Annotated in this window: 12 protein-coding genes; 2 read left to right on the top strand and 10 right to left on the bottom strand. The window is 49.4% G+C overall.

Annotation, left to right across the window (positions count from 1 at the left end):
- Positions 1-92: 92 nt before the first annotated feature.
- The 8 genes from IDM48_RS06130 to hrcA all read right to left on the bottom strand — a co-directional run bounded on the left by IDM48_RS06130 (position 93) and on the right by hrcA (position 8,774).
- Positions 93-1,568, bottom strand: a complete 1,476-nt coding sequence (locus IDM48_RS06130) for an LCP family protein (protein ID WP_238397908.1) — start codon at positions 1,566-1,568, stop codon at positions 93-95.
- 69 nt (positions 1,569-1,637) lie between these two features.
- Positions 1,638-2,729 (bottom strand): GTPase Era, encoded by a 1,092-nt coding sequence (locus IDM48_RS06125; protein WP_068171106.1) that lies wholly within the window; start codon positions 2,727-2,729, stop codon positions 1,638-1,640.
- 103 nt (positions 2,730-2,832) lie between these two features.
- On the bottom strand, positions 2,833-4,119 hold the full coding sequence (locus IDM48_RS06120) for a hemolysin family protein (protein WP_190616523.1): 1,287 nt from the start codon (positions 4,117-4,119) through the stop codon (positions 2,833-2,835).
- A gap of 5 nt (positions 4,120-4,124) precedes the next feature.
- On the bottom strand, positions 4,125-4,631 hold the full coding sequence (gene ybeY / locus IDM48_RS06115; protein ID WP_145176754.1) for an rRNA maturation RNase YbeY: 507 nt from the start codon (positions 4,629-4,631) through the stop codon (positions 4,125-4,127).
- Positions 4,631-5,725 (bottom strand): PhoH family protein, encoded by a 1,095-nt coding sequence (locus IDM48_RS06110; RefSeq protein ID WP_238397907.1) that lies wholly within the window; start codon positions 5,723-5,725, stop codon positions 4,631-4,633. The genes ybeY and IDM48_RS06110 overlap by 1 nt, the downstream gene beginning before the upstream one ends.
- A gap of 94 nt (positions 5,726-5,819) precedes the next feature.
- On the bottom strand, positions 5,820-6,584 hold the full coding sequence (locus tag IDM48_RS06105) for a 16S rRNA (uracil(1498)-N(3))-methyltransferase (protein ID WP_145176757.1): 765 nt from the start codon (positions 6,582-6,584) through the stop codon (positions 5,820-5,822).
- A 12-nt stretch (positions 6,585-6,596) separates the two neighbouring features.
- Positions 6,597-7,721: a molecular chaperone DnaJ gene (gene dnaJ / locus IDM48_RS06100; RefSeq protein ID WP_145176760.1), complete on the bottom strand. Its 1,125-nt coding sequence runs from the start codon at positions 7,719-7,721 to the stop codon at positions 6,597-6,599.
- Positions 7,722-7,778: 57 nt separating this feature from the next.
- Positions 7,779-8,774 carry a heat-inducible transcriptional repressor HrcA gene (hrcA, locus tag IDM48_RS06095; RefSeq protein ID WP_145176763.1) on the bottom strand — a complete coding sequence of 332 codons (996 nt, stop codon included), beginning with the start codon at positions 8,772-8,774 and terminating at the stop codon, positions 7,779-7,781.
- 117 nt (positions 8,775-8,891) lie between these two features.
- Between hrcA and IDM48_RS06090 the strand changes: the two genes are divergently transcribed.
- Both IDM48_RS06090 and IDM48_RS06085 read left to right on the top strand, forming a co-directional pair.
- Complete coding sequence (locus IDM48_RS06090) at positions 8,892-9,761, top strand: DUF3097 family protein (protein WP_190616521.1); 870 nt, start codon at positions 8,892-8,894, stop codon at positions 9,759-9,761.
- A 138-nt stretch (positions 9,762-9,899) separates the two neighbouring features.
- A complete protein-coding gene (locus IDM48_RS06085; protein WP_238397905.1) occupies positions 9,900-10,310 on the top strand; it encodes a DUF4870 domain-containing protein in 411 nt (136 codons plus the stop codon).
- A 74-nt stretch (positions 10,311-10,384) separates the two neighbouring features.
- On the opposite strand, the gene hemW is transcribed toward IDM48_RS06085, so the two are convergent.
- Together hemW and lepA are read right to left on the bottom strand one after the other, a co-directional pair.
- A complete protein-coding gene (gene hemW / locus IDM48_RS06080; protein WP_420803869.1) occupies positions 10,385-11,635 on the bottom strand; it encodes a radical SAM family heme chaperone HemW in 1,251 nt (416 codons plus the stop codon).
- A complete protein-coding gene (lepA, locus tag IDM48_RS06075) occupies positions 11,632-13,479 on the bottom strand; it encodes a translation elongation factor 4 (RefSeq protein WP_420803882.1) in 1,848 nt (615 codons plus the stop codon). The genes hemW and lepA overlap by 4 nt, the downstream gene beginning before the upstream one ends.
- Positions 13,480-13,529 lie beyond the last annotated feature (50 nt).

Below are 13,529 nucleotides of genomic sequence, written 5' to 3'. Positions count from 1 at the left end.
ACAATCATTTAGTGAAAATATCACGTGTCCCATATGACCCAGCTAATACTCAAGGGTTGATTCCACCATATGGAATCAACCCTTGATCTAGCTTAATATTGAAATGATTGCTGACATTTCACCTGGTCAGCTGTCTGCCCCTGTGCTTCACCGGCAATTTTGCTTTCCTTCTGAGCTACTGCATCGCCGTCCTTGAAGTCTTCACCTACGAGCACGGTAATGGCTGCATAACTGGTTGAAACGCGGGCCTCAGTGATGCCCAACTTGTCTGCTATTTTCTTCGCCTCTTGTTCGTATCCTTCGGGATAGATGACGGCGGAGCTGGCATAACTGCTCGTATCATTCTGCGCAGTAACGTTGGTGAACTTTTCCTGTTCAAGCAAAGAAGCTACATGCTTACCCTGTTGAATAGATCCAGAACCATTAAGTACCTCTACGGGAGCAGAAAGAAGAAGTTCTTGAGCAGTTTCTGAAGCCGATGCCGCAGGCGAAGCACTGGTTGATGGCTCTGCCTCTACTCGCAATGACTGATCCTGCCGTAACTTCTCAAAGATCGCCTGCGCAGAATCGGAAATCTGCAATTTGTTCTCGTTGTATGTGTACGGTTCATGCGGAACTGTAGCGAAAACAATCTGGCTAAGATCGATATCGGAGACCATGGTGCCCAAATCAACCAGCGTGGCAGGATTAGTGAGACCCTGGTCGACGGTTACATTCTGAGTGACAGCTTCTGCGATGTTCATTAGTTGTGATGGGTTAGAAAGAGTTCCCTCCGCTTTGACCTTTCTGAACATAGAAGCTAAGAAACTTTGCTGGGCTGCGATGCGGCTGGTATCGCTACCATCGCCAAACCCATGCCGGGACCGGAGAAACGCCAGAGCCTGTTCGCCCTGCACCGAAGAATTGCCTGCGGGTATATTGAGACCGGAGTATGAATCGTCAATTGCTTGAGTAACACACACATCTACGCCACCGATAACATTCGATAGCGCTTTTACGGCGTTAAAATCAACCAGCATAAAGTGATCAATATTGACGCCGGTAATTGAACTAATCGTGGCAACAGTGCAACCAGGGCCGCCATGGGACAACGACTCATTAATCTGAGTATCTTTCGCCTCGGCGTATTCGGTTCCGTCCTGAGCCTTACAAGCGGGAATATCTACAATGAGGTCGCGGGGGAAGGACAATACCGAAACGTTCTGATGATCTTGACTGATTTGTACCAGCATGATGACATCAGCTCGTGCCCCAGAGGCGGCATCGTTCTCATCCCCATAATTCGAGTTGGAACCTGAACGTGTATCGGAACCGACCACCAAAATATCCAAGGGACCGTCTTCTAAATTAGCGTTTTGAGCGCTTCCAAGATTGAGTGTATCTGTTTGAACATTGGTCCGCAGACGAACGAAAGAAACCCCGGCAATACCAACCATCAAAAGGAGTAGTCCCACGCAAGAGAGCGCTATCCATTTGTACTTCTTGGAACGCACGGGGTGCTGGCGCATGTGGCGTCCAAAGCTTCTTAGACGAGACGTCGAGGAGTCAGGATTCACAGATTCTGCCACTGATTACTCTCTTTCATCTGCTGGCGGTACGGGGGATGATAAACGGAAGGGGTAACTCAAAGATCGAATTTAAAATCCTAAACGACCAAGTGCACGCGGGTCACGTTGCCAGTCTTTAGCCACTTTCACATGGATATCTAGATAGACCTTTGTACCCAGTAGAGCCTCGATATTTTTGCGGGACTGAGAACCGATTTCGCGCAAGCGAGAACCATTTTTACCGATAATGATTGCCTTTTGTGAAGATCTTTCCACAAACAAATTAACGTGAATATCTAGCAAGGGGTTATCTTCAGAGCGGCCCTCGCGCAGATTCATTTCTTCAACGGTGACAGCAACCGAGTGAGGCAGTTCGTCTCTGACCCCTTCGAGAGCTGCTTCGCGCACAAGTTCGGCCACCAGAGTTACCTCGGGCTCATCGGTGAGTTCGCCCTCTGGGTAGAGAGGAGGGGAATCCGGGAGGAAGGTTGCCAACAGATTGCTTACTTCCTCCACCTGGAAGTCTTTGACGGCAGAAACTGGAATAATATCTGCCCAGCCACCGCGTCCGTCATTAGCTGCCGGAGCTTGAGTTGCAGACTGCTTTTTGCGCTGCGCTGCAGGGCCAGTACCCTTTTGAAATGCCTTATCCTGGTTTTTCTTTTTTGAAGAAGTATTTTGGCGTTGCTTACGTTCGGTGCGTGCTGCGCGTTCAGCGCTCATTACTTCTTCACCTAGCTGATGTACAGCGATGAGCTGCTCGGCTAGTTCCTGCTGAGAAACAGTATCCGCTTTGGTCACAATAGCAACCACAGGACGGTTTCCTGAAGCAGCAATTTGCTGGGCGATGTATCGGTCACCTGGGCCAATCTTCTCATTTGCAGGGATACAAAAACCTACGACGTCGACCTCTGAAAGCGTTTCTGCCACCATATCGTTGAGTCGTTCACCCAACAGAGTACGCGGACGGTGCAACCCCGGAGTATCCACCAGCACCAACTGGAATTTTTCACGATGGACGATACCGCGAATCGTGTGACGCGTAGTCTGCGGACGATTTGAAGTGATCGCAATTTTCTGACCGACGAGAGCGTTGGTAAGGGTCGATTTGCCGGCATTGGGGCGACCTACCAGGACAGCGAAGCCCGCTGAATAGTCGTCGGGAAAATCAAATAAATCCACTTAAACTCCTCCTGAGAATGTTTACACCACTTTACAGGGTAAAAAAGACGGGCACGTCGCTTGTCGACGTGCCCGTATTCACTATTCAGTAGATTTTGAAGATTTACTCAGAATCAACCGCGACGCTACCTGTATGTTCTTTCTCATCGGTCCAGACTAAGAGCGTTGCAATCTGATTACGGCGTCCGCTAGTTCCGATAGCCCGAATATGGATACCTGATACCGAAATTTCGCTACCCACAATAGGCACTCGACCCAGGTGCTTAGACATAAGACCACCTACAGTATCTACATCCTCTTCTTCTAAATCTTCGCCAAAGAACTCGCCTAATTCCTCAACGCTCAAACGGGAACTGATTTTGAAGGTGCCGTCGTCCTGTACCTTGATTTCTGGCTTCTCATTGTCGTACTCATCGGCGATATCCCCGACCAATTCTTCAATGAGATCCTCCAGAGTCACCAGACCGGCGGTCCCTCCGTACTCATCAATCACCATGGCAACATGGGTTGATTCCCGCTGCATTTCTCGCAATAAATCCAGAACTTTCTTAGATTCAGGTTCAAAGCGACCGGGGCGGATTAACGTTTCTAGATTCAATTCGCTTTGAATCATTCCTGAATCTACAACATTTTGCATTAAGTCTTTGAAGTAAAGGACGCCTCGAATGTCATCGAAATCATCGCCCAAGACAGGAATGCGTGAATACCCCGAGCGCAGGAAAAGATTGACGGCGTTATCAACCGTCTCGTCAGCATCAATGGTCACCATATCTGTGCGGGGAACCATTACGGATTTAATCCGGGTGTCGCCCAGCTCGAAGATAGACTGCACCATCTGAGCTTCGTCGTCCTCAATGACATCTTGTGAACTCGCCCGATCAACGAACTCCAAAATTTCTTCTTCGGTGAAGTATCCAGCCGAAGAATTCGCCTCCTGCCCTGACTCATCCTTAGGCTTGACGACTGCCTGAGGCAAAGGACCCAGAATCTTAGTAAGGAAATAAGTCAGAGAAGCATAATTTTTAACAAAATGCAGGGGTCGTGCTCGACCCGAGCGCCGGGGGTAATAAGCGAAAAATACATAACTAATACACGTCATTACCACTGCAGTGATTAGAATTGCCACCACTGTCGAAGACGAGATGACTAGCATCAGCGAGTAGAAACCAAGAATCGCCAAGGTATCTACGAACGCGCTCCACAATCGAAGCGAGAACATGTACTGATCAATATTCGCGATAATAATGTTCAACCGAGAGCGTTTACCGCTCTCCACCAAATTATTCAACTCACTATGCGGAATATAGGTGAAAGCTGATTCGGTGGCAGCAAGAATGTAACCCACTACGAGTAAGAGCAGGGTTGCAAAAATAAGACTGACAATAACCATAGGCGTTAGAACCTCGTCTCAACAGGAGCAGCCCGCCCCAAGAACTGCTCTAAAATAGTGCGCTGAATCCCGAACATTTCAGCTTCTTCTTCTGCTGTAGCATGATCGAATCCCAGGCAGTGCAAGATTCCGTGCACTGTTAAAAGGCAGTATTCATCGAGAGTGCTATGACCAGCATTTTCAGCTTGTGCTGCTGCAACTGCCGGACACAGAATAATATCCCCCAGCACGCCCTCTGTGGGTTCTTCCTCCGTTCCTGGTTCAAGCTCATCCATGGGGAATGACATGACGTCGGTAGGCCCTGGAAGATTCATCCATTCCAGGTGAATACGTTCCATCTCCTCAACACCGACCACCGCAATCGACAGCTCGGTCGAGCTACTTACCTTCATATATCTGAAAGCGGCATCTACTAGGTCTTCAATCACAGCTGGATCAAATGCAGCAAATGCTTTCTGGACGGCGGGAGATTCACCCTCTGAGACTTCTTCAATCTCAAAATCAACAGCCATTAGCTTTGATCCCCCACATCAATCCCTGATTTCTCCAGAAGTTTTTCCGCTGCCGCTTCTATCGTTTGCCGTTTGACTTTACGATTACGTTTGCGTTCCATCGCCGTCTTGTCCTCGTCCCACCGGTCGTATGCGGACACGATATCGGAGACCAAAGAATGCCGGACGACGTCGGTAGCTTCGAGAAGACAGAAAGATATATCTTCGACATCCTGCAGGATATTTCGAACCTGCTTCAACCCCGATGCCTGACCATTGGGGAGGTCAATCTGAGTAACGTCACCGGTAATCACCATTTTTGCACCGAACCCCAATCGAGTAAGGAACATCTTCATCTGCTCCACCGTGGTGTTCTGCGCTTCGTCCAAAATGATAAAAGCATCGTTGAGAGTACGTCCGCGCATATATGCAAGCGGTGCAACTTCAATGGTTCCAGCTTCCATCAACTTAGGAATTGATTCAGGATCCATCATGTCGTGAAGGGCATCATACAGCGGCCGCAAATATGGATCGATTTTTTCGTTCAGAGATCCAGGAAGAAATCCTAAACGCTCCCCCGCCTCAACAGCAGGACGGGTCAGGATAATTCGGTTAACTTCCTTCGCTTGAAGAGCATGCACTGCTTTGGCCATTGCAAGGTATGTTTTACCGGTACCTGCTGGTCCAATGCCAAAAACTACCGTGTGGTCATCGATACTATCGACATAGTTTTTCTGGTTAATAGTTTTAGGACGAATGCTCTTTCCCCGAGAGCTCAAAATATTCTGGCTCATCGCTGCCGCAGGCTGCGCCAATTCAGAATTGAGCATCGTTATAACACGCGAAACAGTCTCTTGACCGAGGGGAACACCCTGAGATGCCAACCGCGCCAGCTCGCTCAGTAAGCGAATAGTCGCCCCTACCGGCTCAGATGGACCAGTCACCACCACTTCTACATCGCGAGGACGAACAGTCACCGAGGGAAAATTCGACTCAATAAGCGAAATACTGGAATCGGATGGACCTAATACTGTCACCATTTGCTCACGCGAGGAAAAAGTGAAAGTTCTTGCTACGGACAACGGACGAGTTGCGCCCGAATTCTGGCTGTTCATACACGGCCTAAGGCCTAATCAGAGCTCCTTGAAGTTTGTTATGTTCAGATTATCTGGTGGTGTCCTAATAAAACAGAACCTTGGAGTGAATTTTCTACCACTGCCCAAGTAACGTTTTGAGGACGACAAGGGCTGAAGACCCAGCTGTAGAAGAACGCAATACTTCATTCCCCAGAAGCACCGTATGCGCTCCAACCGAAGTAAACAGCTCTACCTCACGAGGCGAAATTCCTCCTTCTGGACCAACCACTATATAGACCGGTCCAGTCAGCTCAGATTTCTGAGCTTTCAGAAGCTCACTCAATTTCTGCTCGGCAGATTCATGCAAAATCAAAACGGTGGCACCAACTGCGCTGTCCTCTTCAAAAACCTCAGCTAAATCTGCTGAAGAGTGAAGATCAAAAACCGTGGGAATAAGAGCACTTCTCGACTGCTTTGCGGCCGCAACCACAGTATTTTTCCACTTGGCATGGTGCTTAGGCAATCGTTCCTTTTTCCACCGCACAATCGAACGATCAGCAAACCACGGGATGACACCTGAAACTCCAAGTTCAGTAGCAGTCTCAATCCCCAGAATGTCACGATCATTCTTAGCTAATGCCTGCACCACAATAAACTCAGTACCTGCATGGGCAGACTGAATTTGGCGAACCTTAACCCTTAGACCATCGTCAAGAAGTTCAACCACTTCCCCGCGCAGCCGCTTACCTTCTCCATCAGAGAGATCAATCTTTTCAGTCAGCTGAAGACGTTTAACATTTCGCGCATGGTGACCTTCGGTCCCCTGCACATCAACTACATCACCCACGGCGACGTCGTCTAGCTCCCCCTCCACAAGATAGAAAATAGGTGCAGACATTATAAAATCACCCTACTTATCGAAACGATCTTTGATACGAGAGAAGAATCCTTGCTTCTCAGAAATCGTCTCGCTCTGTTGCAAATCCTCCTGGCGTAGCTCCGCGAACTTCTCTAGCAATGCCTTTTCCTCACGGCTGAGGTCGGTAGGAGTGCGAACCTCAATATGCACATGCAAATCTCCCCGACCATTCTTGCGAAGATGCTGCACTCCGAGTTCCTTAAGGGTCAGCACATCGCCCGATTGCGCACCGGCTTTGATATCAAGCTTCTGCACACCGTCAAAAGTATCCAAAGAAATCGTGGTACCCAGCGCGGCTGCCGCCATCGAAATACCTACCCGAGCGTGAAGATCGTCGCCCTCGCGCATGAAAGTCGGATCCGGATTAATGCGGAGTTCGACATACAAATCCCCGTTAGGACCGCCGGCGGTGCCGGCCTCACCTTCACCGGAAAGACGAATACGAGCGCCACTATTGACACCTGCAGGAATCTTAACGGTCAGAGGCTTGCGCTCGCGGACACGCCCCTCACCGTAGCATTCCTGGCACGGATGCTTAATGACGGTGCCAAACCCCTTACAGGAGGGGCACTCTACCGGCTGCACGACAGTTCCCAAGATGGACTGAACCTGACGCTGCATATAACCCTGCCCCTTACAGGTCTCACAGGTTTCAGGGTGAGTGCCGGGTTCGCAACCGTCTCCCCCACAAACATCACATACTACGGCGGTGTCAACAGTAATTGGTTTGTTGGTACCAAAAACTGCATCCTTCAAATCAATGCGCACGTTGATGAGTGCATCCTGCCCCTGGCGAGTTCTGGATGCAGGTCCTTGCGGCTGCTGGCTGAAGAAAGTTTCGAAAATATCTGAGAAACCTCCGAACCCTCCGAAGCCGCCACCACCAAAACCACCCTGAGCCTGACCATTTTCGTTACCTGTCTGGTCATAGATACGGCGTTTTTCAGGGTCAGATAGAACATCGTGCGCGTGCGACACACGCTTGAATTCCTCTGCGGCTTCAGGAGAAGGGTTGATATCGGGATGGAGCTTGCGCGCCATCTTGCGATAAGCTTTCTTGATTTCCTCCGGGCTTGCGTCCCTTGCCACGCCCAGGGTTTCATAGTGGTTGCTCAAAGAGTTACTACTTTCTAATCGGCGTCAAAATTCTGATAAAAGTTTAGTGAGTGAAACTCATGTTCCCAAAATTCTTGAGAGATATTGAGCGACTCCCCGAACCGTTGCCATCGTCGATGAATAATCCATCCGGGTTGGCCCAATCACTCCAAGGTTCCTAGTGATTTCTGGTCCATAAGCTGAAGCAACAATAGAAGCCTCGCTCAAAGGCTGACTTTGTGTCTCGGCTCCGATTCGAACGGTTACTTCCTCTTCAGCCACCATCGCATTCAGCAATTGAAGCATAGTTACCTGTTCTTCCAGTGCCTCAAGAATCGGTGCAATACTTTGAGAAAAATCGTGGGTAGCATTGGCAAGATAAGAGGTGCCAGAGATGAGAAGCCGAGAATTTTGTTGAGCGAGTAACAAATCGTCTATACCAGCAAGAATACTTCGCAAGCTCATATTCGACAGTAATTCATTGTGCGCTACGATAGCTTGATGTGCTTCAAAGAAGCTTTTGCTTTTCACCAAAGAGTGTATTTTCTGCTGGGCATCCTCCGCTGATGCTAAGGGTTGCTTAAGTCCCATTATTTTTTGATGAACCTGCCCTGAATTATCAATCAAGATAACAGCCACGGTCAGCTCTGATGTTTCAATAATTTCTACATGCTGCACCGAATCACCAGTAGCAACGGGCAATTGCAATACAGCCACCTGATGGGTGAGCTGAGATAGCAGCCGCACTGTTTGCTCATAGACTTGATCCAAACTATCTGATGAGTCGAGAAAGCGATGAATCGCATTCTTTTCAGCGGGCTTTAGCGGCCTAGGTTTGGCTATTTCGTCAACAAAAAAACGATAACCTTTTGCCGTTGGAATACGTCCTGCACTTGAATGGGGCGCTTGAATAAGCCCTTGCTCCTCTAGCGCCATCATTTCATTACGCACCGTAGCGCTGGAAACACCTAGCTGATGTCGCTCCACCAGCGCTTTTGAACCTACAGGCTCACGTAAACTGACATAGTCTTCGATAATGGCTTGAAGAATTTGATGTTGACGTGTCAATGACAATTCTTTTCTCCATATCGAAATCTTAAAGTTGGCACTGTAATGCAAGAAATGCTAGTTCAACTCTAATACCTATGGTTTCTCTACCTCTCTTCGTACGCTCAAAGCAAAGGAGCACCGATGCCCAATAGATATGAATGGGGAGCGCAAGATCTTTCTGCCATGAACCAGCAATTTCAAAAACAGCATCTGCGGGAGGTACCCGTCATGCCGGGGTTACTCCTTGAAGACGTTCAGAGCGGCTGGGTAGGCGTCGTCGTTTCCCTTGAAACAATCGGTGGGATGAGGGTCGTGGGACTGGAAGACGCACGAGGCAGAGTCAAATCCTTCCCCCTGGGCTTTGGTTTCCTACTCGAAGGTGAACCGGTTAAAGTCATCGCGCCGAAACGCGCACCTCAAAAAGCGGCTCGAATGGTGAGCCGTTCTGGCTCTCTCGCGGTGGAGGACGCACCAGCACAGGTGGCGCGGGCTTCCAGGCTATGGGTGGAAGGTATCCATGATGCCGAACTTATTGAAAAAATTTGGGGTCATGATCTGCGCGTCGAAGGTATTGTTGTTGAGCCCCTGCACGGCATAGACGATTTAGCGGAAAAGGTGGTAGCTTTCCAACCTTCAGCGCACCGCAAACTAGGTATTTTAGTAGATCATCTGGTGCCTGGAAGCAAGGAAAGCCGAATCTCTCAAGACACAATGCGCGTTAAAGGTGCCAGCGGCAATATCAAGATTGTGGGACATCCTTACATTGATGTGTGGCAGTCAGTAAAACCCTCCACGCTGGGCATCAAGCAGTGGCCAGTTGTTCCCCGGACGGAAGAATGGAAGGTTGGAATCCTCAAACGGTTTGGATGGCCCCATGAAGATCAAGCAGACATTGCTCATGGGTGGAAAAAGCTTCTCAGCAGGGTAAATAGTTACTCTGACCTTGAGCCTGAAATTCTAGGACCTGTCGAATCATTAATTGATTTTCTGACCGAGCAACCCCAAAGATAGCTTGTGTCTAAACTCTCCTAGCAGTTTAAGGGCATTTCCATTACTCTTCCCTTTTACTCAAAGTTTTACCTTAGAATAAGGGAAAGCCAGATACGTCGTCCGGTGAGAACCCGGTGCTTAGATAAGATTGAGAAATTATTGAAATCCACGTCAACCGCAAAAGCCACATTTGAAGGAAGCTCGTCTACACCCAATAAGCTTACGGTTCATGAGGACCGCAATATTGCGACCCTTGCACACTTCGGTGGAGTCATCGGCTGCATACCTTCGGGCATCGTTTATTACCTCTACCGTGATCGTGGAGCTTTCACTGAGCAAGAATCCCGCGAGGCTTTCAACTTTACGTTGTTACCTACCATCATCATTGTTGTTTCTATGCTCCTCACACCTCTGCCGCCGGTGGGATGGATTTTTGGGCTGATTGCAGCGCTACTCTGGAGCTATCTGGCGCTGATGTCTTTAATTGCCGGTATCAAGGTCAATAAGGGAAATCCTTACCAATACCGTGCAAACACCATGCTCTTTGACCGGCTTCTCAGCCGCCGCTAAAATTTTCAATGCATTAAGGGACGACGCCGATGCAGGCGTCGTCCCTTAATTTTCTTAAGGTGCAATATCACTGTTTATTCGGGAAGGAGCTCACGGGTGACGGCATCCCCCAGTAACCGACCTTTAAGAGTCAGCACCACACGGGAATTGAGAGGTTCAACTGCCTCAATCAGACCCTGCTTCTCTAGCCACTGAATCTTCTGGTGTAACTGATCCTCGCTCATCTGATTCTGTCCCTGCAACTCGCGCACAGTCATTCCTTCTCGAATTCGGAGCCGAAGCATTACATCTTCGAAATGTTGCTGATTGGGGGTGAGCACTTCGCAAGCCTGGGCAGGTGAAATCTGTTGGCGTATTCGCTGCGAGTAGGCTAGCGGATGCTTCACATTCCACCAACGAGTTCCGCCCCAGTGGGAATGGGCTCCCGGTCCGATACCCCACCAATTGACGTTGTGCCAATATGCCAAATTATGGGTGCTTCGAGTCGAAATATCCGTAGAGAAGTTAGACACTTCGTACCATTGGTATCCCGCCTCCCCTAGAATGCGATCTGCTAACAGATACATATCTGCCATCGCATCGTCATCCGGCATATCTAACTCACCGCGCCGAATACGTGCCCACATCTTGGTGCCCTCTTCGACAATGAGCGAATAGGCAGAGATATGATCTGGGTGATATGAAACCGCGGCTCGAAGTGACTGCTCCCATTCAGCTAAAGTCTCCCCCGGAGCCCCATAAATCAAGTCGACGGAGGTTTGTAAACCTGCCTGCTGTGCCCACCTCACAACTTTGGGAACATTATCGGGTGTGTGCGTGCGATCAAGAATTTTCAGGACGCGCGGAACCGCCGACTGCATACCGAAGGAGATACGCGTAAATCCACCCTCAGCAAGTATTTGGATGTCTTCCTCATCCACAGAATCTGGATTCGCCTCGGTCGTCACTTCCGCATGGGAAGAAAGCCCGAATAGGGAGACGGCATGGTGCAAAATCCGCACTAAATCAGTGCTGGGTATCCGAGTGGGTGTGCCGCCGCCAAAGAACACCGAATGTAACGGAGTAATCTCTGCACCAGAATTTTGTAAAGCACTATGCGCAAAATCGAGTTCAGCAATAGCTTCATCTGCAAAGGTATTGAGATTGACGCCGTCACCGAAATCGTCCTGGGCGTAAGTATTAAAGTCGCAATACCCACACCTCACCGAGCAATACGGCACATGAACATACAGAGAAAATGGTTTGCCAGATCCCGCCTGAACCGATTCTGAACCAATCAATCCATCACCTGGAGCTGGCATACCTACCGGCTGTGCAGGACTCACTTCTTTGCTTTATCCTTAGGCTCATCACTCGAAGAAAGTGCGGCGATGAAGGCTTCCTGTGGAACTTCCACGCGGCCCACCATCTTCATGCGTTTCTTACCCGCTTTCTGCTTCTCCAGGAGCTTGCGTTTACGGGAAATATCACCGCCGTAGCATTTCGACAGCACATCTTTTCGAATTGCACGAATATTTTCACGAGCAATAATGCGTGAACCAATTGCCGCCTGAATCGGCACTTCGAACTGCTGGCGAGGAATGAGCTCGCGCAACTTGCCCGTCATCATCACACCGTATGAATACGCTTTTTCACGGTGGGTAATAGCAGAGAAAGCATCCACTTTCTCACCCTGCAAAAGAATATCAACCTTGACCAGGTCTGCCTCTTCTTCACCATCAAACTTCCAGTCCAAAGACGCATAACCTTTGGTGCGAGATTTGAGTTGGTCAAAGAAGTCGAACACAATTTCAGCCAAGGGCAGTCGATAGCGAAGTTCTACGCGGTCTTCAGAGAGGTAATCCATGCCGCCCAATTGCCCACGCTTGGACTGGCAAAGCTCCATGATTGCCCCAATGAATTCAGCGGGAGCGATAATGGTGCAAGCTACCATCGGTTCACGAATGGTAGCGATTTTACCGTCGGGGAATTCGCTGGGGTTCGTAACTCGTCGTGCATCCCCGTGCTCATCTACGACGTCATAGATAACGTTGGGTGCAGTTGAAATCAAATCCAAGTTGAATTCTCGTTCGAGGCGTTCGCGCACAATTTCCAGGTGGAGCAATCCGAGGAATCCGCAACGGAAACCAAACCCTAGAGCCGCGGATGTCTCCGGCTCATAAATGAGCGCGGCGTCATTAAGTTTGAGCTTATCCAAAGCATCACGCAGTAAGGGGTAATCTGATCCATCAATCGGGAACAGACCGGAGAAGACCATGGGCTTAGGATCCTCATATCCACCCAAGGACTCGGTCGCCGACTTGTGGGAGGAAGTAACGGTATCGCCCACGCGTGATTGCCGCACATCTTTCACGCCTGTGATGAGATAGCCTACCTCGCCCACTCCAAGACCCTTCGTGGGTTTAGGCTCGGGTGAAATCACGCCGATTTCCAACAAATCATGTTCAGCGTTAGTGGACATCATCTTGATTTTTTGACGGGGAGAAAGTTGCCCATCCACTACACGAACGTATGTCACGACACCACGATAGGAGTCATAGACAGAGTCAAAAATCATGGCTCTCGCTGGTGCGTCTGCTTTGCCTTGGGGTGCGGGGATGAGCTCCACGATTCTGTCTAGAAGTTCTTCTACGCCCTCACCCGTTTTACCGGAAACACGAAGGACATCTTCAGGTTCCACGCCAATCAAATTAGCCAATTCCTCGGCATACTTATCTGGATTCGCAGCGGGAAGATCAATTTTGTTAAGCACCGGAATGATGGTGAGTTCATTCTCCATCGCCAAGTAGAGATTCGCCAGCGTTTGCGCCTCGATGCCCTGAGCTGCATCCACCAGTAAGAGTGCACCTTCACAAGCAGCCAAGGAACGAGAAACCTCATAGGTGAAGTCAACGTGACCGGGAGTATCAATCATGTTGAGCGCGTAGGCTTGCCCGTCTACTTCCCAGGGCATACGAACAGCCTGAGATTTAATGGTAATTCCGCGTTCGCGTTCAATATCCATACGGTCAAGATACTGTGCTTTCATCTCGCGTGGAGTTACTACTCCGGTTGCCTGAAGCATACGGTCAGCAAGGGTGGACTTACCATGGTCAATATGCGCAATAATACAGAAATTGCGGAGAATCTCCGGATTAGTTGCGGCCGGTTCAGGCGCGTGGGTAGCCATAGGTGACACTGAGGAATTTCCTTTCAGGCGCAATAAGCTGCGAGGTACAT

It is taken from the genome of Rothia amarae (genome assembly GCF_014705945.2).
Lineage (GTDB): Bacteria > Actinomycetota > Actinomycetes > Actinomycetales > Micrococcaceae > Rothia > Rothia amarae.
The sequence above is the reverse complement of the archived record's forward strand: the minus strand, read 5'-3'. Positions and strand labels throughout refer to the sequence as shown.

Bases quoted from the DNA above. Each gene is read 5' to 3' on its own strand.
- IDM48_RS06090 (WP_190616521.1), top strand. From the start codon at position 8,892: ATGCCCAATAGATATGAATGGGGAGCGCAAGATCTTTCTGCCATGAAC.
- IDM48_RS06105 (WP_145176757.1), bottom strand. From the start codon at position 6,584: ATGTCTGCACCTATTTTCTATCTTGTGGAGGGGGAGCTAGACGACGTC.
- IDM48_RS06120 (WP_190616523.1), bottom strand. From the start codon at position 4,119: ATGGTTATTGTCAGTCTTATTTTTGCAACCCTGCTCTTACTCGTAGTG.
- lepA (WP_420803882.1), bottom strand. From the start codon at position 13,479: ATGGCTACCCACGCGCCTGAACCGGCCGCAACTAATCCGGAGATTCTC.
- IDM48_RS06110 (WP_238397907.1), bottom strand. From the start codon at position 5,725: ATGAACAGCCAGAATTCGGGCGCAACTCGTCCGTTGTCCGTAGCAAGA.
- ybeY (WP_145176754.1), bottom strand. From the start codon at position 4,631: ATGGCTGTTGATTTTGAGATTGAAGAAGTCTCAGAGGGTGAATCTCCC.